Source organism: Mesorhizobium sp. W050 (assembly GCF_054719535.1).
This window is the reverse complement of record NZ_JBTTIH010000001.1, coordinates 4,628,842-4,648,903: the sequence shown is the minus strand read 5'-3', so window position 1 is coordinate 4,648,903 and position 20,062 is coordinate 4,628,842. Positions and strand designations below refer to the sequence as shown.

Genomic DNA, 20,062 nt, shown 5'->3' with positions numbered 1-20,062 from the left:
CTGGGTCAGGCTCGGGAGGAGCCGTTGGTCCGGTTACATCTTGCCGTCGTCCTGGAACACTTGCGTCCAGTCCTTGACCAGGCCGTCAAGCGCGTCCTTGGCCGAACCCTGGCCGGCTACGACATAGTCGTGGAAGCGCTTCTGCGACGCCTGCAGCAGCGGTGCGTAGCTCGGCTCGGCCCAGAAGTCCTTCACGATCGCCATCGAGTCGAGGAAGGTCTGCGCATAAGGCTGGCTGGACGGGAAGGCCGGGTCCTTGACCACCGCGTTCAGGCAGGAATAGCCGCCGAGCGACCACCATTTGGCCTGCACATCCTTGTTGGCGAACCACTTGATGTATTTCAGCGCCGATTCCTGCTTGTCTGAATAGGACACCACCGAAATGCCCTGGCCGCCGAGCTGCGCGAACTGGGCGCCGCCGGGACCCTTCGGATTGACGAAGTAGCCGATTTTGTCGCCGCCGACATTCTCGTCCTTCTGCAGGCCGGGCCAGGTGAAGGCGAAGTTCATGTGCATGGCCACCTGACCGGATTTGAAGGCGTCGACGCCTTCGCCCATATAGCTGTTCGAGGCACCCGGAGGCGTGCAGCAATCGTAGAGCGACTTGTAGAACTCCAGGCCTTTGACCGCGTCTGGCGAATTGACGAAGCCTTCCATCTCGTAGGGCTTCTTCGGGTTTTCATACTGGAAGCCGAAGCTGTAGAGCACGTCCATGGCGCCCATGGTGATGCCCTCCGAGCCGCGCTCGGTGTAGATAGAGGCGCCATAGACGGTCTTGCCGTCTATCTCGCGCTTCTGGAAGAACTCGGCGACCTGCTTCAGTTGGTCGAAGGTGGTCGGCGGGCCGAGATCCCAGCCAAATTTTTCCTTGAATTCCTTCTGCAGCTCCGGCTTGGAGAACCAATCCTTGCGGTAGGTCCAGCCGACGACGTCGCCCATGGCCGGCAGCGCCCAGTAATTCGGCGTGTTCTTCGGCCATTCGGAATAGCCGACGACTGTTGCCGGCACGAAGTCGTCCATGCTGATCTTCTCCTTGTCGAAGAAGTCGTTCAGCTTGACGTAGTGGCCGTTCTCGGCCGAGCCGCCGATCCACTGGCTGTCGCCGATGATCAGGTCGCACAGTTTGCCGTGCGAGTTGAGCTCGTTGAGGAAGCGGTCGGCATAGTTGGTCCACGGCACGAATTCGAATTTCATGCCGATGCCGGTTTCCTTGGTAAAATCCTTGGACAGTTCGACCAGCGCGTTTGCCGGATCCCAGGCGGCCCAGCAAAGCGTCAGGTCTTCAGCGTGCGCCGCGTTCGAGACGGCTGTCGACGCGGTAATCGCCGAGGCCAGCCCCAACGCCAGTTTCGAGCTCGATTTCATGTCTTCCTCCCATTTGCGAAACGCGCCCGGATGGCCGTTTCAAGAACCCCTTAACCCTCGCTCCTCCGAGGGGCTAAACACGGCGCGCTATGCGTCGCTAGGGCGGCGCGGTGCGCCGCAGATGTTTAGTAATTTGTTTAGTGATGCAATTTTTACTAAACAAGGCAAGCGAATTCGTCGCTGCGCCGCAACATGGCGAAACGGCGATTGAAATCGTTGGGAAATGATTGCCGGACGGCTCGCCCGGAAGTTGCTACCCGGGGTCGCCTACAATTTTCGTCTGCGGCGTCACCGGCCGGACAGGGGGCGCGGGCGGCAGCAGCGCGCGGATGTCGGCGAAGGGAAATGTCGGCTCGAATCGGAAGGCCTCGGCCAGAGAGCCGGGAACGCTGTTGCATTGCCCGGCGCGAAACTCATTCTGGACGCGCGCTCTGTCGACATATTGCTCCGGCCACTGCGACTGGTGCGCGCGGATCGCCCGCGTCTTGATATCGGCGTGGGCGGAAATGTCGACATAATGCGTCGGTGAGAATCCAGTGCCGCCCATCGTGTCGGCATGCAGCACCGGAGCGGTGAAGGATGCCGCGATGCGCACGCCGTCAGACAAAGCGCGATGGTCGGCGTGATAGTCGTTGGGGGCATGCGTGATCACCAGATTCGCCGCTGTCTCGCGTATCAGCGCTTTCAGCGAAGCGATCAGTGCCGCATCGGCCACCAGTTCGCCGTCGGGAAAGTCGAGAAAGCGAAGGGTTGCGCCGAGCAGCGCCGCAGCGGTCGCCGCCTCGTCGCGGCGGACACGAGCCAGAACGCTCGGGTCGCCCATGCCGCCCTTGGCGCCATCCGTGGCCACGGCAAAAGTCAGTTCTGCGCCTTGCGTGGCATAGGCAGCCAGCGTACCGAACATGAATATCTCGATGTCGTCGGGATGCGCGCCGAGCGCCAATACCTTCACTGCACTCTCCCCGGAAATGGAAAAACGTGACGAACGGAATCCTGCTCGCCCTCATCGCCTATGCAAGCTATTCGTGCAGCGATGCCGTTATCAAGAGCCTTGGCGGACAGTTCACCGTCTTCGAGATCGGCTTCTTCATCACGCTGTTTGCCGGCTGCTTCCTGTTTTTCAGCCGCCCAGTCGATGAGCGCTGGCGCGACTTCTGGCGCACCGGGCGGCCATGGGCGGTGCAGGCCCGCGCCTGGGCCGGCATCGCCTCGGGCGTGCTCAGCGTCTACGCCTTCACCACCATTCCGCTGGCCGAGACCTATGCACTGATCTTCCTGGCGCCGCTTTGCGTTACCATTCTCTCGACCGTCATCCTGAAAGAAAAGGTCGGTCCATGGCGCTGGCTGGCGGTGGTTGCCGGCTTTGCAGGTGTCATGCTGGTGGTGCGGCCAGGTTTTCGCGAGTTGCATCTCGGACACCTTGCCGCCTTCACGGTGGCCTTCCTCGCCGCGGCCAGCGTCATCCTGATGCGGTCGCTCGCCCAGCAGGAAAAGCGCACCACCATGCTCGGCGTGCTCATCGGTTACGGGCTGCTGTTCAACGGGGCCGGCACCATCGCCACATCGTTCACCCTCCCCAACGCCATGCAACTGCTGTGGCTGGTGCTGGGCGGCGCCTTTACCGCCGGCGGCCAATTGCTGCAGCTGCTGGCCGCCAAATACGCGCCGGCCAACCGCATCGCGCCGACGCATTATTCGCAGATCGCCTGGGCGGTCATCCTCGGCGCGCTGTTCTTCCAGGAGTATCCGGACTGGATATCGCTGGTCGGCCTTGCCGTCGTCGGCGCGTCCGGCCTGCTCACCATGGTGCGCGAGGAGGTGCGGCTGGGCACGGTGCGCTGGAACCCGTTTTCACGCACAAGGCTTTGAGCCGTTGCACGGTTGTGGTGACCGCTGATATGCGGACGCAATGACGACGAGATCCTTGCCGGAGCTTCCGGTATCCGCCGTGCTGCCGGCCCTGAGCGAGGCGCTCGGCTCCGGCAACAGCGCCGTCCTGGTGGCGCCGCCCGGCGCCGGCAAGACGACGCTGGTGCCGCTGGCGCTGCTCGATGCGCCCTGGCTGGTCGCCGGCAAGATCGTCCTGCTCGAACCGCGCCGGCTCGCCGCCCGCGCCGCCGCCCGCCGCATGGCCGAATTGCTTGATGAAGAGCCCGGCGCCACTGTCGGCTATGCCATGCGCATGGAAAACCGCACATCGGCCCGGACAAAAATCCTGGTCGTCACCGAAGGCGTCCTGGCGCGCATGATCCTAGACGATCCCGAGCTGCCCGGCGTCTCGGCGGTGATTTTCGACGAATTCCACGAGCGCTCGCTCGACGGCGATTTCGGCCTGGCGCTGGCGCTCGACGTGCAGGGCGCGCTGCGGCCGGATTTGCGGCTGCTGGTGATGTCGGCAACGCTCGATGGCGCGCGCGTCGCGAAACTCCTGTCCGGCGCCCCGGTGATCGAAAGCCAAGGCCGTGCGTTCCCCGTCGATGTCAGATACGACGAGCGGCCAGCCGGCGTTCCCATCGAAGACGCCATGGCCAAGGCGATCCGCTCCGCTCTTGCCGGCGAGAGCGGCAGCGTGCTCGCCTTCCTGCCCGGTCAGCGCGAGATCGAGCGCACGGCCGAGCGGCTGCAGAGCCGCCTCGGCGCCGACACCGACATCGTGCCGCTCTACGGTCAGCTCGACAACAGGGCGCAGGATGCCGCCATCAAACCGCCGCTGCCGGGCCGCCGCAAGGTGGTGCTGGCGACGTCGATCGCCGAGACCTCGATCACCATCGACGGCGTGCGCGTCGTCATCGATTCCGGCCTGTCGCGGCTGCCGCGCTACGAACCGGCGAGCGGCCTGACCCGGCTGGAGACGGTGCGCGTTTCCAGGGCGTCCGCCGATCAGCGCGCCGGCCGCGCCGGGCGTACACAGCCAGGCGTCGCCATCCGCCTGTGGCGGGCCGAGCAGACGGCGGCCCTTCCCGCCTTCACCCCACCCGAGATTCTCGAAGCCGACCTGTCCGGCCTACTGCTCGATTGCGCCGCCTTCGGCGTCGCCGATCCCGCAAGCCTGTCCTTCCTCGATCCGCCGCCCATTCCCGCGCTCAACGAGGCGCGGGCGCTGCTCCTGGCGCTGCACGCCATCGATGCGGCCGGCCGGCTGACGGAGGCGGGCGGCGCGATGCGCAAGCTGGCGCTGCCCGTGCGGCTCGCACACATGGTCGCTGAAGCCGCTGGCGGCGGCCACGCGCTCGAGGCTGCGATGCTAGCCGTCCTGCTCACCGAGCGTGGTCTCGGCGGCGACGGCGCCGACCTCGAACGGCGCTTGATGCGCTTCCGCACCGAAAAGTCACCGCGCGCCGTTGCGGCAAGGCAGCTTGCCGGGCGATTGGCGAAGGAGGCGGGCGGCCCCAAGAGCAGCGAAACCGCTTCTGCCGGTCTTCTCCTCATCCACGCCTGGCCGGACCGTGTCGCCAGAGCGCGCGGCGAGCGCGGGCGTTTCGTGCTCGCCAACGGCTCCGGCGCCATGCTCGAAGCCGCCGATCCGCTGGCCGGTGAGACCTGGCTGGTCGTCGCCGATCTGCAAGGCAAGGCGCAAAACGCCCGTATAACCGCCGCGGCCGCGGTCCACGAGACCGACATCCGTGCCGCTCTCGCCGACAGGATCGAGACGCGCCGCGAGACAAGCTTCGACCGCGAGCGGCGCGCGGTGCGCGTGCGCGAGACCGCCAGGCTCGGCGCCATCACTTTGTCGGAGCGCATGCTGCCCGCACCAACTGGAACAGACGCCGACCGCGCCATCCTGGATGCCTTGCGCGAGCACGGCCTGTCGCTGCTGGAATGGGGCAAGGACGGCGAGACGCTGCGCCAACGGCTCGGCTGGCTGCATCGCGGCCTCGGCGCGCCTTGGCCCGATGTTTCGGAACCCGCCCTGCTCGAAGGCCTCGACGACTGGCTGCTGCCGTTCCTTTCGGGCAAGGCATCCTTCGCCGCGATCGATCCCGGCGTGCTGTCGTCAGGCCTGATGGCGCTGGTGCCGCACGAATTGCAGCGCAAGGTCGGCACACTGGCGCCGACCCATTTCGACGCGCCCTCCGGCAGCCATGTGCCGATCCGCTATGACGGCGAATGGCCGGTGCTGGCCATCCGCGTGCAGGAACTGTTCGGCCTTGACCGCCATCCGGCAATCGCCAACGGCACCGTGCCGCTGACGCTCGAGCTGTTGTCGCCGGCGCACCGGCCGATCCAGACGACGCGCGACCTGCCCGGCTTCTGGCGCGGCTCCTGGGCCGATGTGCGCACCGACATGCGCGGCCGCTATCCCCGCCATGTCTGGCCGGAAAATCCGCTGCTCGCTGCGGCCACCGCCCGCGCCAAACCGCGAGGGACCTAGCGCTCGTCCTTTCCCGGCTATAATCCTTGGCCATGATCAACATCGTGCACGCGCCAGACTTCCAGCAAAGCCAGCGGCTGCGCCTCAACACGCTGATCCGGCTGCGCTGGCTGGCCATCGTCGGCCAGAGCCTGGCGGTGCTGGTCGTCGCCTATGGGCTCAAATTCCCGCTGCCGGTCAGCCTCTGCTTCGCGCTGGTCGCCTGCTCGGCCTGGCTTAACCTGGTGCTGACCTTCCGCTATCCGGCAGCGCACCGGCTGACCCCGTTCTCAGCCTTTTTCATCCTGACCTTCGACAGCCTGCAGCTTGCCGGCCTGCTCTATTTGACTGGCGGCCTCACCAACCCGTTCTCGGTGCTGATGACCGTGCCCGTCGTCATCTCGGCGGCGTCGCTGCCGCTGCGGCTGACTGCGGTGCTCGGCGCGCTGGTCATGGCGGCGGCCACGTTGCTGGTCTTCTTCCACCAGCCGCTGCCATGGTATGAGGGCGCGCCGCTGCCCATGCCGTTCATCTATGTCGCCGGCATATGGATGGCGGTGTTTTCCTCGATCGCCTTCACCGCCATCTATGCCTTCCGCGTCGCCGAGGAAGCCCGCCTGCTCGCCAATGCGCTTGCCGCCACCGAACTGGTGTTGCAGCGCGAGCAGCATCTGTCGGCGCTCGATGGCCTCGCCGCCGCCGCCGCGCACGAACTCGGCACGCCGCTCGCCACCATCGCCCTTGTCTCCAAGGAAATGGAGAAGGCGCTGGGTAACGATCCGAAATATGGTGAGGATGTGAAGCTGTTGCGGTCGCAGAGCGAGCGCTGCCGCGAGATCCTGAAGCGGCTGACCAGCCTGTCCTCCGAGGGTGAGGCGCATCTGTCGCGTCTGCCGCTGACCTCGCTGGTCGAGGAGGTGACGGCGCCGCACCGCGATTTCGGCATCTCGATCAAGCTTCGGCCGGGCGAGCGCGTCGGCCCCGAACCGGTGGGACGACGCAACCCCGGCGTCATCTACGGCCTCGGCAATCTGGTCGAGAACGCCGTCGACTTCGCCCGCAACAGTGTGACGGTGCGATGGAGCTGGGACGAACTCGACGTCACCTTCTCGATCATCGATGACGGGCCGGGCTTTCCGCCCGAAATCATCGACCGCATCGGCGAGCCCTATATGTCGACGCGCCAGGGCAACGAGGCCGGCGGTGGCCTGGGTCTCGGGCTGTTCATAGCCAAGACCTTGCTCGAACGCTCCGGCGCCACGCTCGATTTCCGCAATTCGAGCGGACTGGGCGAAGGCGCCATCGTGCAGATATCGTGGCCCCGCACCGTCTTCCTCAACCCGGAATCGGTGGGGATCTCGATGTTCGACACCGCGTAAAAGCCTTGGCGGAGGCGGCAAAATTGGACAATGGCGTTCAGGAACTATATCTGCGTAAAATTAAGGCAGCAGGATTTTTTAAGATAATGACTGGCGAAGAAGCAATTGGCGCAATGGTTGAAGGCGAGGACACCTCGCTGCTCATCGTTGACGACGACAAGCCGTTCCTGACGCGGCTGGCCCGCGCCATGGAAACCAGGGGTTTCGTGGTCGAGACGGCCGAGAGCGTCGAGGAGGCGGTGGCCAAGGCGCGCGCCCACCCGCCGGCCTATGCGGTGGTCGACATGCGGCTTGGCGACGGCAACGGCCTCGACGTCGTCGCCGCCATCCGCGAGAAGCGCGACGATGCCCGCACCGTCATCCTCACCGGCTACGGCAACATCGCCACCGCGGTGACCGCGGTGAAGCTCGGCGCCATCGACTATCTGTCGAAGCCGGCTGACGCCGACGACGTGTTTGCAGCGCTCACCCGCACCGCCGGCGAGCGCGCCGCCCCCCCGGAAAATCCGATGTCGGCCGACCGCGTGCGCTGGGAACACATCCAGCGCGTCTACGAAATGTGCGACCGCAACGTGTCGGAAACCGCGCGCCGGCTCAACATGCATCGCCGCACGCTGCAGCGCATACTCGCCAAGCGCGCACCACGCTGAGGTTCCGGCGCCGGCCGCCAATTGCCGAACCTCAGCGCTGCCCCTCACCTGCCTGCCGGCATCCTCTCCCCGTATAGAGACGGGGAGAGGGGCGCTCTCATCGCCGGTTTCGCCAATCGCCGGCGTTGCAGGAGACGACGGCGAGGCTGAAGCTGCCTCTTTCTCCCCGTCGCTATGTGGGGAGTTGAGGAATGGTCCGCGAAGCGGACGAAAAGCCAACTGCTTGGCTTTTCGAATGACGAGCGTCCGGCAGGACAATGAGGGGCGGCGCCAACGCTGGAAACAGTTGCGCTTGCCGTGCCATCGACCTTTGCCCATCATCGGCAATAACGCCGCCGGAAAACCCGGCAACGGAGCACAGATGCGCGACAAGCAGCCGAAATCCATCCTTCGCGAATTCCTCGACGGCGAGGCGGCGGGCGGCATCATCCTGATGGTTGCGGCAGCCCTTGCGCTGATCGTCGCCAATTCACCATTGGCCGAAACCTATTTCGCCGCTCTCCACGCCTATCTCGGCCCGCTCAGCGTGTCGCACTGGATCAATGATGGGCTGATGGCGGTGTTCTTCCTGCTGGTCGGCCTCGAGATCAAGCGCGAGATGCTCGACGGTCAGCTCTCGACCTGGCCGCGCCGCGTGCTGCCGGGCGTCGCCGCCGCCGGCGGCATGCTGGTTCCCGCACTCGTCTATGTCGCCATCAACCGCAACAACGCCGCCGCGCTCTCCGGCTGGGCGATCCCGACCGCCACCGACATCGCCTTTGCGCTCGGCGTACTGTCGCTGCTCGGCAACCGCGTGCCGGCGTCGCTCAAGATCTTTCTCACCGCGCTCGCCATCATCGACGATCTCGGCGCCGTCATCATCATCGCCATCTTCTACACAAGCGGCCTGTCGCTGGCCTATCTCGGTGCGGCCTTCGCCGTCATCGCGGTGCTCATCGTGCTCAACCGCATGCGGGTGACGAGGCTGACGCCTTACCTCGTGCTCGGCGCCGTGCTGTGGGTGCTCGTGCTGAAATCGGGTGTGCATGCGACGCTGGCCGGCGTGGCGCTGGCGCTCACCATTCCGCTGAAAACTTCTCCCGGCAGCGGGCACGATCTCGACCATTCGCCGCTGCACCGGTTGGAGCACGGCCTGCACAAGATCGTGCCGTTCTTCGTCATCCCGATCTTCGGCTTTGCCAATGCCGGCGTGTCGCTGGCCGGCCTCAGCGCCTCTGCCCTGGTCGAGCCGCTGACGCTCGGCGTTGCCGCCGGCCTGGTGCTGGGCAAGCTGGCCGGCGTCTTCGGCTCCTCGGCGCTGGCGATCCGGCTCGGCTTCGCCGACCTGCCGGTCAATGCCGGCTGGCTGCACATGATCGGCATTTCGCTGCTCTGCGGCATCGGCTTCACCATGAGCCTGTTCATCGGCCTGCTCGCCTTCGCCAACGACATGGCGCTGCAGGACGCCGTCAAGGTCGGCATCCTGGCGGGGTCCTTCGTTGCAGCGCTGCTGGGTGCCGCCGTGCTCCTGATGGCGCCGGCGGCAGGGGTGGAGGAGGTGGTGGAGTAGGTGTTCTTGGGTTCCTCGCCCCCGCAAAGCGGGGCGAGGAACTTGAGCTTCGTCTACTCGCTCTCTCCCGCCAGCGCCGGCACCGCCACACCCGCCAGTTCCGCCGCCAGCAGCCGCGCCGCACCCGCCCGTGCGATGCGCAGCATCAGCGCCTTGCGCGTTGCCGCCGCCATCCGGTGCTCGGGCGCATCGCGCAGAATCTCGGCGCCGTAGCCGTCGGAGAGGATGAAGCCGCATTCCTCGGGGAAGATCTCCGATGGCACGCCCGGATGGGTGGCGAAGAAGAAGCGGTCGGAGTGCAGCCGGTAGTCAGGCCATTTGCGGTCGACGCGGAAATCCTCGATCGAGGATTTGACCTCGATGATCCAGATATCGCCCTGCCGGGTCAGCGCCACAAGGTCGGCGCGCCGCCCGGTGGCCAGCGACAGTTCGGGCAGCACATGCATGCCCATTTGCATCAACAGCCTCTGCACGCCGCGCCGCACCAGCATGGCGCGTTCGGACTGGCGGCCGTCGATGAGGGGATTGAGGGGAATCGGCGAAATGATCGGCATGGCACCCACCATGCCAGATTTTGTTCACGGTTTGAACCCTGTGTGACCATGGCGATCGTATGGTTGACAAACCCATAGGCGAATTTTCTCTCGCAATGATAAGAAGCACGGTCCTTGGCACGAGGGGAGACACCATGGGGTTTTTGGGATTCATCAACCGGCTTTTCCCCGCGACCGAAGAGTTGCGCCGGTACTCAGCGATCGCGGGTCCCTATTCATTCATGTTTCTGGTGAAGCGCATCTCAGCCGAAAACCGGAAATTCGTACGCTTCCGCCTCAGCCATATGGGAGCGGTCCAGGATAGTTACACATTCAGCGTCGAGGAGTTCGGTTCCCTCGTTGATGCCGTCCTGAAGACAAAGGCAGAGCTAGATGACCCACTGCTCACGAGCGCTACCCAGCCGTAGGGGAATGGCGGCAATTATACGGTTGACAGAACTGAGGCTACGACTTGATCCGAGCGCCTTCCGCGATCGCACCATATCTGTATCGGCGCAGTCTGGTATTGATCCGCAGCGGCCCTATGTCGTGCCGATCGACTTCCGTTCTTAGCTATAAGGCGGCCGGACTAAAGTCTTGCGTCGTGAGCGCAAAGGTCTGATGTAACCGCTTTGGTTCCGTTCTTGTCCCTTGGACGTTCCCGTATTTTAGTCAGTCGAGATACTACCTATATGGCCGAAGCCGGCCTGTTCTCGAGCAGCGCAGCCCCCGCAATGTCATCCAAAATCGGGCAATCCGGCCGGTCGTCGCCATGGCAGGCCTGGATCAGCGTCTGCAAGGTCGTGCGCATCGATTGCAGCTCGCGCACCTTTTCCTCGATGGCGCTCACATGGGCGGCGGCAATCTCGCGCACATCGTGGCTGGCGCGGCTGCGATCGCGGTAGAGCGCCATCAACTGGCGGCAATCGTCGATTGAAAAGCCGAGGTTGCGAGCGCGGCGCAGGAAGGCCAGCCGATGAATGTCGTCGCTGGAATAATCGCGATAGCCATTGCCGGCGCGCGCCGGGGCGATCAGGCCGATCTCTTCATAGTAGCGGATGGTCTTGGCCGGCAGGCCGGACCGCGCCGCGGCGTCGCCTACATTCATTGTGATTCCTCGATGTGGTTCCCTGATTCTAGGCTATCCGACAGGACCGACCATTGTTTTTCCTTCACAATCCCGTGAGTCCTGTTGCCGAAATGCCATAGTTGACGGCTTACCGGCACGTAAGCTCCTGCATATAGGCATCGCGCGCTTGGCAAGCAAAGCAAATGCCAGCATGAATGATTTCAGGAAAAGCGGCCGTAACGTGTCGCGACATCTTGGCGGGGCATCGGACCATTTCATGCGCATGAAGTCATTTGCAATCGTCGCCGCACTTGCGTTGTCGGCCGCGATCTCGGGTTGCAGCACGATCGGCTCGCAGCTGTTCACCAACAACTACGGTTCGGTGAACGATGCAGGCTACCAACTGCCGCGCATCCCGATCGAGAGGGTGCCGCTGAAGTACCACCGGCAAGAGGTAAACTACGACACCTCGGAAAAGCCGGGCACCATTGTCGTCGATACTCAGAACAAGTTTCTCTACTTCGTCGAAGGCGACGGCCGGGCGATCCGCTACGGGATCGGCGTCGGCCGCGAAGGCTTTGAATGGCACGGCACCGCCCATATCGCGCTGAAGCGCGAATGGCCTACCTGGACGCCGCCGCGGCAGATGATCCAGCGCCAGCCGGAGCTAGCGAAGTTCGCGAGCGGCATGGAGCCGGGCCTGAAGAACCCGCTCGGCGCGCGCGCCATGTATCTGTTCAACAAGGGCGGTGATATGGGCTACCGCCTGCACGGCAGTCCGGAATGGAATTCGATCGGCAAGGCGATGTCGTCAGGCTGCATCCGGCTGATGAACCAGGACATCATCGACCTCTACGACCGCACGTCGGTCGGCGCCAAGGTCATCGTGATGTAGGACCATGATCCGGAACCGAGGTCCACGAAAGCGAAAAGTGGAACCGGTTTTCGGGAAGATCATGGTCAAAGTAGGCGTTACCCTTCGTACGCGGACCGTCTAGGCAACAACGGACGTCCAAAACAGAAAACCGGGCAATCTGGCCCGGTTTTTTGTTGCTCGCTCGAATGCGTGAAGGGGTCTTAGGAGACCTGCTCGACCTGCTGTACTTCCGGCACGAAGTGGCGGAGCAGGTTCTGGATGCCGTGCTTCAGCGTCGCCGTCGAGGACGGGCAGCCGGCGCAGGCGCCCTTCATGTGCAGGAACACGGTGCCGTTCTCGAAGCCGCGGAAGGTGATGTCGCCGCCATCCTGGGCAACCGCCGGGCGCACCCTGGTGTCGAGCAATTCCTTGATGGTGATGACCAGTTGCTCATCGGCCTTGTCGTAGAATTCGCCGGTCTGGCTGGTCTCGGCGGCGGGGCCGGCGTTGACCATGACGGGCGCGCCCGACATGAAATGCTCCATGATGGCGCCCAGGATCGCCGGCTTCAGGTGCTGCCAGTCCGGGCCGTCCTTGGTCACGGTGATGAAGTCATAGCCGAAGAAGACGCCGGTCACGCCGGGGATCTCGAACAGGCGGCCGGCCAGCGGCGAGGCGCTGGCTGCACTGTCGGCGTCGCGGAAATCGGCGGTGCCTTCGACAAGCACTTCCTTGCCGGGCAGGAACTTCAGCGTTGCCGGGTTCGGCGTCGATTCGGTCTGGATGAACATGGCCGTCTCCGTGCCCCAGTCGGGCAGCTAGTTTGGAATAGTTCTAAATAGGCTCAATCGGCTGTACATTCAAGCGAAACGCATCGCTCAAAATGGCTGGCTGGCGGAATGTTTTTGCTGGCTGGGAAGGAATCCCGCGCGGGCTATAAATCCAGGATCGTGATGTTATCCGAACCGCTTCACACTTTCCCGCATCACTCTCTACGCGAGGCTGTCGATCTCCTCGTCGGAAAGGTTCTGCGGCACCACCGTGACGGGAATAGGGAAGGCGGCGCCCTTGCCGGCAACAGCCCCGACCAGCGGCCCGGGTCCTTCCTTGCCGGCACCTGCCGCCAGCACCAGGATGGCGATGTCCTGGTCTTCCTCGATCAGCTTGTGGATCTCTTCGGTCGGCTTGCCTTCGCGCACCACCATCTCGGGCTCGATGCCGAGCTTCTGGCGCACCTTGTTGGCGTAGCCGTCGAGTGCCGCGCGCGCCGTGGCGTTGGCTTCCTCGCGCATGATCTTCTCGACGCCCAGCCAGTGCTGAAAGTCGTCCGGTGTGATGATGTAGAGCAGCACCAGCGTGCCGCTGGTGCTCTGCGCCCGCTTGGAGGCGTAGGCGACGGCGCGCTCGCACTCGGGCGTGTCGTCGATGATCGTCAGGAATTTCCTGCGATGGCCGGCTTCGCGACTGAGGCGTTTGGAGACCATGTCTATCTACTCGATGTTTCGGCCGCAATCTGCCACCGCGACAGACCGGCGGCAAGCCGCCGGCCTTGGGCCAGAATGGTGCGGTGCACTGACGGTAGGATCAGCCCTGCAACAGGCCGATAATGTCGCGTACCGTCTTCATGGTGGTCCCAGCCAGCGCGCCGGCGCGTTCGCCGCCGTCTCTCAGCACCGCGTCGACATAGGCGCGGTCTCCCTCGATACGGCGCATCTCGCCGGCGATCGGCGCCAGTTTTTCCACGGCAAGGTCGGCGAGCGCCGGCTTGAACACGGAAAACTGCTGGCCGCCGAATTCCTTCAGCACGTCCGCCTTCGACATCTCGGCCAGCCCGGCATAGATGCCGACCAGGTTTTCCGCTTCCGGGCGGCTTTCCAGTCCGTCGGCTTCGCTTGGCAACGCTTCCGGGTCGGTCTTGGCCTTGCGGATCTTCTTCGAGATGGTGTCGGCATCGTCGGTCAAATTGATGCGCGACAGGTCGGACGGGTCCGACTTCGACATTTTCTTCGAACCGTCGCGCAGGCTCATGATGCGCGCCGCCGGCCCGCCGATCACCGGTTCGGTTATCGGGAAGAACCCGTTTACCGTCTCTTCGCCAACCTGCATCTCGACGCCGACGCCAAGACTGGCGATGCGGCTCGAAAAATCATTATTGAACTTTTGCGCGATGTCGCGGGTCAGCTCCAGATGCTGCTTTTGGTCCTCGCCCACCGGCACATGGGTGGCGCGGTAGAGCAGGATGTCGGCGGCCATCAGCGAGGGATAGGCAAGCAGGCCCAGCGAGGCGTTCTCGCGGTCCTTGCCGGCCTTGTCCTTGAACTGCGTCATCTTGTTCATCCAGCCGATGCGCGCCACGCAATTGAAGATCCAGGCAAGCTCGGCATGCTGCATCACCCGCGACTGGTTGAAGACGATGTGCTTCTTCGGGTCGATGCCCGAGGCGAGGAAGGCGGCGGTGATCGAGCGGGTCTGGTCTGCGAGGTCATCATGGACGAGTTGTGCCGTCAGCGAATGCAGGTCGACGACGCAATAGATGCAGTCTGACGTGTCCTGAAGCGCAACGAATTTCTTTATGGCGCCGAGATAGTTGCCGAGATGCAGATTGCCGGTCGGCTGTACCCCGGAAAAGACGAGCTGTTTGAAGGCGGTCATGATGTCCTCATGGCTTGTGGAGGGCCGTATAAGCGTGATTCCGAAAAGTTGCAGACTTTTCGGAGCCAATCACGCGGCTGGAAACCACGCGCGGCGAAAGTCTTGCGACGGCGCGCTTATGGACGAAGGGGCGGAGAGGATCAAGACCGGTGTTGCTGTTAGCTCGCCCGGACTATTCGTCCAGATCGGCGTTTGGCGCTGGCGCCGCTGCCTTGCCCGAGCCGCGTTTCACATTGCGCCGGATCATGCCGAAATCGGCGCCGCCGGTGGCAAAGGCCGTGATGAAGTAGAGCAGAGCGCCGCCGGCTACCAGCGCCAGCAGCGTCGTTGCCTTGATCACCAGTGGCGAGCCGGGGCCGAGCCTGACGGCCAGCCAGTGCTCGGCGAAATAGAGCGCCATCGCCATCACCGCAACCGACAGCACCAGGCGCGGAATGCGCTTCAGCAATGGCACGTCGCGGCCCCAATGGCCACGTCGGATCAGCACCGCAAGCAGCATCACCGCGTTGACCCAGCCGGCGACGGCCGAGGCCACCGCAATGCCGGGCGCGCCCATTTTCGGGAACAGCGTCAGCGCGGTGATCACGTTCACGCCGACCGAGATGGCGGCGAACATCATCGGCGTGCGCGTGTCCTCGCGGGCGAAATAGCCGGGAGTGAAGGCCTTGATCAGCACGAAGGCCGGCAGGCCGAGGCCGAAAATCGCCAGGATCGCGGCCACGGTCGGCGTCGAGCCGTTGGCGGCGAAGGCGCCGCGCTCATAGACCAGCCGCACGATCGGCTCCGCCATTACCCAAAGGGCCGCCGCCGCCGGCAAGGTCATGAACAGGGTGAACTCGACCGAGCGGTTCTGCAGATTGGCTGCCTCGACCAGATTGCCCGATTTCAGCGCCCGCGACAGCTCCGGCAACAGCACGATGGCCACCGCGACGCCGACGACGCCGAGCGGCAGCTGGTAGATGCGGTCGGCGTAAGCAAGCGACGACACGGCGCTGTCCTGCGCCGACGCGATCGCCGTGCCGATCAGCTGGTTGATCTGGGTGATGCCGCCGGTGATCGCCGCCGGCAGCGCCAGGATCAGCAGGCGCTTGACGTTGGGCGTCATCTTCGGCCGGCGAAAACCGATGGCGATGCCGGCATTGCGCACAGCCACCCAGACAATGGCGAGCTGTACCAGCCCCGCCGCCAGCACGCCCCAGGACAGGCTGAAACCAACCTCACGGGCATCCATGCCGTGGTACCAGGCGTAGCCGAGCACGCTAATCAGGATGATGTTGAGGAATGCGGGCGCCACGGCAGCCGCGAAATAGCGGCGCAGCGAATTCAGCATGCCGGCCATCATGGCTGCGAGCGACATGCAGATGAGATACGGGAACATGATCGTCGCCAGCAGGACGGTCGTCTCGAATTTGCCCGGCGTGTCGGCAAAGCCCGGCGCCACGAGATAGCGCACGATCAGCGGCATCGCCAATTCCATGACGATGGTCAGCGCCAGAAGTGCGGTGAACAGGACGCCGAACACTTCCTCCGAAAAGCGCTTGGCGCCGTCGGTGCCGTGAGTCTCGATCTCCTTGGCAAACAGCGGCACGAAAGCGGCGTTGAAGGCGCCTTCGGCAAACAGCCGGCGAAACGTGTTGGGAAACTGAAAGGCGGCGTTGAAGGCGTCCGCCACCGGCCCGGTGCCGAGTGCGGCCGCCATCAGCATTTCGCGGCCAAAGCCAAGGGCGCGGCTCATCAGCGTGCCGGACGCAACCGTGGCGAATTTCTTGACGAGGCTCATGCGCGGGGAGATTGCCTGGATGATTGGGACAAAGGGGGTGATTGGGACAAAGTGATGGTCACTCGGCCGCCGCCTTGGCCTTGCCGCCGCGCTCTGGGACAACGCCTTCAAGCGCCGCGATCAGCCTGGCGTGGATGGTGGCGGTGCGTGCCGGGTTGTCGATCTTCTGCCCCGTAAGGTCGGTGACATAGAAAGTGTCGATCACCTTCTCGCCGAAGGTGGTGATGTGAGCCGAGGCGATGTCGAGCGAGAGATCGGACAACGCACTGGTGATTTCCGACAACAGCCCAGGCCGGTCCAGTCCCTCGACCTCGATCACCGAAAACCGGTTCGACAGCGTGTTGCGGATTTCGGCGCGCGGCGGAATCTTGAACACCTTGGCGCCGCGCCGCGGCCGGGTGCGCTTCTCGATCATCTCCGGCAGCCAGCTCTTGCCCGACAGCACGTCCTCGATCAGCCGGCCGACGCGCTCGGCGCGACGGCGCTCATCCTCATCGCGGTCGAATTCCCGTGAGATCAGGATGATGTCCAGCGCGCGGCCGTCGGACGTGGTGAAGATCTGCGCGTCGACGATGTTGCCGCCGGCTCCCGCGCAGGCGCCGGCAATGACCGAAAGCAGGCGCGGATGATCCTGCGCCAGCACGGTGATCTCGGTCACCGCCTCGAATTGGTGGGTCCTGACCACGGTGGCGAGCTTCTTGCCTGCCGCGTCGGCTTCGCGGATGAATTCGGCATGGCGCAGCTGATCGGGGAGGTCGACCGTCAGCAGATAGTTCCCGTAGTGCAGGCCGACATAGCGCTTGCGGGCCTTGTCCGGCCAATCGGCCAGCGCCTCGGCCAGCCGCTCGCGCGCCGCCGCCGTCCGCTTGGCGCGCGACACTTCCGAGAAGCCGCCGGTCAAAAGCAGTTCGGTCTCGTAGTATAGCGTGCGCAGGAGCTGGCCCTTCCAGCCGTTCCACACGCCCGGCCCGACACCCCTGATGTCGCAGACAGTCAGGATCAACAGCATTTTCAGCCGCTCGACCGATTGCACGATCGAGGCGAAATCCTCGATCGTCTTGCGGTCGTTGAGGTCGCGCGTCTGCGCCGTCATCGACATCACCAGATGGTTCTCGACCAGCCAGGCGACGGTCTCGGTGTCGGCGGCCGACAGCCCCATATGCGGGCAGATGCGGCGTGCGATCCGGGCGCCGGCCTCTGAGTGATCCTCCGGCCGGCCCTTGGCGATGTCGTGCAGCAGCACCGCGACATAGAGTGCCTCGCGGCTCTTCTCTAGCCCCGGCATCAGCGTGTGCGACAGCGGATGCACCTTTTCGCCGTCGCCGCGCTCGATCTCGGCCAAGACGCCGATGCAGCGGATCAGGTGCTCGTCCACCGTATAGTGGTGGTACATCGAGAACTGCATCATGGCGACTATTCTGCCGAAATCGGGGATCAGCCTGCCGAGCAGGCCGGCCTCGTTCATGCGCCGCAAATTAAGCTCGGCATTGCGGTCCGAGGTCAGGATGTCGAGGAACAGCCGGTTGGCCTCCTCGTCGCGCCGCAGCGACTTGTTGACCAGACCGAGCGAGCGGGTGAGCAGCTTCAGCGCATCGGGATGGAACTCCAGCCCGTGCTTGTCGGCGAACCAGAACAGCCTGAGCAGATTGACCGGGTCGCGCTCGAACACGCTGTCGTCGGCGACGTTGATGCGGTGATTGTCGACAATGAAGTCCGACGTGCCTGCCAGCTTGCGCTTGCGGCGCTGGAAGGTGAGGAAGATGCGGTTGAAGCCGGGCACATGCTTGGCCTGCTCTTCCTCGAGCGCGGCGCAGAAGATGCGGGTGAGGTCGCCGACATCCTTGGCGACGAGGAAGTAATGCTTCATGAAGCGCTCGACCGCCGACAGACCGGGATGGGTGGTGTAGCCCAGCCGTTCGGCGATCTCGCGCTGGATATCGAAATGCAGCCGTTCCTCTGGCTTGCCGGTGAGGAAATGCATGTGGCAGCGCACCGCCCACAGGAAGTCTTCGGCCTTCTGGAATTCGCGGTACTCGGCCTCGGTGAAGACACCTTTCTCGACCAATTCCTCGCCGGTGCGCACGCGATAGAAGTATTTGGCGATCCAGAACAGCGTCTGCAAATCGCGCAGGCCGCCCTTGCCGTCCTTGACGTTGGGCTCGACCAGATAGCGGCTTTCGCCGGCCTTGGCATGGCGATCGTCGCGTTCGGCGAGCTTGGCCTGCACATATTCCGGTCCGGTGGTGCGCACCACTTCATGGTCGAAGCGAGCGAGCAATTCGTCGAAGAGCTTCTGTTCGCCCCACAGGAACCGCGCTTCCAGGATCGTGGTGCGGATGGTGATATCGCTGCGCGACAGCCTGAGACACTCGTCGATGTTGCGGGTGGCGTGGCCAACCTTCAACCCGAGGTCCCACAGCATATAGAGCATATATTCGACGATCTGTTCGCCCCACGGCGTCTGCTTGTAGGGCAGCAGGAACAACAGGTCGATGTCGGAGCCCGGCGCCAGCGTGCCGCGGCCATAGCCGCCGACGGCAACGACCGCCATGCGCTCTGCGGTCGAGGGGCTTTTCACCCGGTAGACGTGGGTCGCGGCGAACTCGTAGAGGGCGCGGATGATCTCGTCCATCAGATGCGACAGCCGGGCGGCGCATGCCGTGCCGCTGCCATCGTCCATCAGCATGCGCTCGGCAACCTTGCGGCCCTCGGTCAGCCGATCCTTCAGCAGCCGGAGCGCACCGACGCGCGCGCCGGGCTCGGCGCCGCTGGCCGCCGAGATCAGCGCCGTCATGTCGCGGCGCAAAGCCTCGCTGTCGATCAGCGCGTCGAGCTTGAGGGAGATTTTTGCCATGGATTGCCGGTGGGCCTCGCCTTTGCGCGGCGTCTATAGCGCGTTTTCACGGCGCTGTGTATGGGGCGGACGGACGCGTCGGCCGCGATACCAGAAAGGGATGATCATCTCGCGCCGGAGCCGGAAGAGATCGGCGATCTGCCGCGTCAACCGCCTGGTCTCGATCCTTACCTTGGCGGTGATTGGCCTGGGGCGCCGTTTACCTATCCCGCTTGCCACCCATTCCTCTGTTCGCTCCTGCTTGAGCAGGCTTGGCAATCTCACCGGACTGTCGCCGAGGAATTGTGCCTGCAGGCACAATGCTGGGACGAGTTGGTAAATGACCTTGTCGGACGAGGTAGCAAAACGCGGATTGAAGATGAGGTGATCGACGGGAATGCTGATCTCATTCGTTGCCGCAAGAAGGTCCCGCGCGGCCTGTCTGGACAGGATGTATCCCGCCGTACCGATATGGAGCCCGTGCAGTCTGCTCGCAGAAAAACCGTGGCCGCAGGCAACTTGCTTGCGTGAAATTACGGTCCGGTTGAAGAACGTTTCCAACTTGACGATGTCCGCATCGGCGGGAATCCAGCCCGCATCGGCAAGCAAAGCGCCGGCTTTGTCCGGGAAAACGACATCGTCCTCGAAAATCGCCGCGTAAGCATCCTCACCTGCAGCGATCATCGACCAACACTGTTGGTGGCTGAGCAGGCATGCAATCTCGGCGTCGGCCAGACGCAAATGCTTCTTGCCCTGCGGCATTTCGGCCAGATCCGGCCGATCTCGCGCATCGATGGCGGCGACCCGCTCAAACGCGATGCCGATGCGGGCGAACTCCGCCGTTACATGGGCGAGGCGATCGCGGGACCGATCGAGATTGATAATCAGGCATTTCATTTGGGTGGGATCGATGCAGTGGGACGCGCGTCCATAGCATGGGAACAAAGTTGCGTAAGCGATTTTCCCTCGATGTGTGCGATGAGGGCCATGATCGAAAAGTGGAAATCGCCCCTTGACCTTCCAGTTACTGGAAGCACTACCCCCT

Annotated in this window: 17 protein-coding genes; 7 read left to right on the top strand and 10 right to left on the bottom strand. The window is 64.0% G+C overall.

The features are described from left to right. Positions 1 to 33: 33 nt before the first annotated feature. Together ACYG9Y_RS22390 and ACYG9Y_RS22385 are read right to left on the bottom strand one after the other, a co-directional pair. Positions 34 to 1,365, bottom strand: a complete 1,332-nt coding sequence (locus ACYG9Y_RS22390) for an ABC transporter substrate-binding protein (RefSeq protein WP_023738112.1) — start codon at positions 1,363 to 1,365, stop codon at positions 34 to 36. 253 nt (positions 1,366 to 1,618) lie between these two features. Then, complete coding sequence (locus ACYG9Y_RS22385; protein ID WP_023738113.1) at positions 1,619 to 2,317, bottom strand: PIG-L deacetylase family protein; 699 nt, start codon at positions 2,315 to 2,317, stop codon at positions 1,619 to 1,621. Positions 2,318 to 2,343: 26 nt separating this feature from the next. Between ACYG9Y_RS22385 and ACYG9Y_RS22380 the strand changes: the two genes are divergently transcribed. From ACYG9Y_RS22380 to nhaA, 5 genes are all read left to right on the top strand, one after another. Further along, positions 2,344 to 3,234 carry a DMT family transporter gene (locus tag ACYG9Y_RS22380; protein ID WP_023738114.1) on the top strand — a complete coding sequence of 297 codons (891 nt, stop codon included), beginning with the start codon at positions 2,344 to 2,346 and terminating at the stop codon, positions 3,232 to 3,234. Positions 3,235 to 3,274: 40 nt separating this feature from the next. After that, positions 3,275 to 5,737 carry an ATP-dependent helicase HrpB gene (hrpB, locus tag ACYG9Y_RS22375; RefSeq protein ID WP_023738115.1) on the top strand — a complete coding sequence of 821 codons (2,463 nt, stop codon included), beginning with the start codon at positions 3,275 to 3,277 and terminating at the stop codon, positions 5,735 to 5,737. 32 nt (positions 5,738 to 5,769) lie between these two features. Further along, on the top strand, positions 5,770 to 7,095 hold the full coding sequence (locus ACYG9Y_RS22370) for an ActS/PrrB/RegB family redox-sensitive histidine kinase (RefSeq protein ID WP_023738116.1): 1,326 nt from the start codon (positions 5,770 to 5,772) through the stop codon (positions 7,093 to 7,095). A gap of 86 nt (positions 7,096 to 7,181) precedes the next feature. Further along, entirely contained in the window at positions 7,182 to 7,745 is a 564-nt protein-coding gene (locus tag ACYG9Y_RS22365) for an ActR/PrrA/RegA family redox response regulator transcription factor (protein WP_023672848.1), read from the top strand. Between the two features lie 361 nt (positions 7,746 to 8,106). Beyond that, positions 8,107 to 9,294, top strand: a complete 1,188-nt coding sequence (nhaA, locus tag ACYG9Y_RS22360; RefSeq protein ID WP_023732524.1) for a Na+/H+ antiporter NhaA — start codon at positions 8,107 to 8,109, stop codon at positions 9,292 to 9,294. 53 nt (positions 9,295 to 9,347) lie between these two features. Here the strand turns inward: nhaA and ACYG9Y_RS22355 are convergent, their stop codons facing one another. Beyond that, positions 9,348 to 9,848 carry an MmcB family DNA repair protein gene (locus ACYG9Y_RS22355; RefSeq protein WP_023692665.1) on the bottom strand — a complete coding sequence of 167 codons (501 nt, stop codon included), beginning with the start codon at positions 9,846 to 9,848 and terminating at the stop codon, positions 9,348 to 9,350. Positions 9,849 to 9,907: 59 nt separating this feature from the next. On the opposite strand from ACYG9Y_RS22355, the gene ACYG9Y_RS22350 reads away from it, so the two are divergent. After that, positions 9,908 to 10,255 (top strand): hypothetical protein, encoded by a 348-nt coding sequence (locus tag ACYG9Y_RS22350; RefSeq protein ID WP_023738117.1) that lies wholly within the window; start codon positions 9,908 to 9,910, stop codon positions 10,253 to 10,255. A gap of 260 nt (positions 10,256 to 10,515) precedes the next feature. On the opposite strand, the gene cueR is transcribed toward ACYG9Y_RS22350, so the two are convergent. Beyond that, positions 10,516 to 10,935, bottom strand: a complete 420-nt coding sequence (cueR, locus tag ACYG9Y_RS22345; protein WP_023703112.1) for a Cu(I)-responsive transcriptional regulator — start codon at positions 10,933 to 10,935, stop codon at positions 10,516 to 10,518. Between the two features lie 238 nt (positions 10,936 to 11,173). Between cueR and ACYG9Y_RS22340 the strand changes: the two genes are divergently transcribed. Further along, positions 11,174 to 11,791, top strand: a complete 618-nt coding sequence (locus ACYG9Y_RS22340; RefSeq protein WP_023692663.1) for a L,D-transpeptidase — start codon at positions 11,174 to 11,176, stop codon at positions 11,789 to 11,791. A gap of 182 nt (positions 11,792 to 11,973) precedes the next feature. On the opposite strand, the gene ACYG9Y_RS22335 is transcribed toward ACYG9Y_RS22340, so the two are convergent. The 6 genes from ACYG9Y_RS22335 to ACYG9Y_RS22310 form a co-directional block, all read right to left on the bottom strand. Continuing rightward, complete coding sequence (locus ACYG9Y_RS22335) at positions 11,974 to 12,543, bottom strand: NifU family protein (RefSeq protein WP_023685140.1); 570 nt, start codon at positions 12,541 to 12,543, stop codon at positions 11,974 to 11,976. A 201-nt stretch (positions 12,544 to 12,744) separates the two neighbouring features. Then, complete coding sequence (locus ACYG9Y_RS22330) at positions 12,745 to 13,236, bottom strand: universal stress protein (RefSeq protein ID WP_023672856.1); 492 nt, start codon at positions 13,234 to 13,236, stop codon at positions 12,745 to 12,747. A 100-nt stretch (positions 13,237 to 13,336) separates the two neighbouring features. Next, positions 13,337 to 14,404 (bottom strand): tryptophan--tRNA ligase, encoded by a 1,068-nt coding sequence (gene trpS / locus ACYG9Y_RS22325; RefSeq protein WP_023738118.1) that lies wholly within the window; start codon positions 14,402 to 14,404, stop codon positions 13,337 to 13,339. Between the two features lie 172 nt (positions 14,405 to 14,576). Beyond that, positions 14,577 to 16,184, bottom strand: a complete 1,608-nt coding sequence (gene murJ / locus ACYG9Y_RS22320; protein WP_023738119.1) for a murein biosynthesis integral membrane protein MurJ — start codon at positions 16,182 to 16,184, stop codon at positions 14,577 to 14,579. A gap of 58 nt (positions 16,185 to 16,242) precedes the next feature. Continuing rightward, the gene (locus tag ACYG9Y_RS22315; RefSeq protein WP_023738120.1) at positions 16,243 to 19,038 is read right to left on the bottom strand and encodes a [protein-PII] uridylyltransferase; all 2,796 of its coding nucleotides are present in this window, start codon (positions 19,036 to 19,038) and stop codon (positions 16,243 to 16,245) included. A 33-nt stretch (positions 19,039 to 19,071) separates the two neighbouring features. Next, the gene (locus ACYG9Y_RS22310) at positions 19,072 to 19,914 is read right to left on the bottom strand and encodes a glycosyltransferase family 25 protein (protein ID WP_023685136.1); all 843 of its coding nucleotides are present in this window, start codon (positions 19,912 to 19,914) and stop codon (positions 19,072 to 19,074) included. Positions 19,915 to 20,062: the final 148 nt, after the last annotated feature.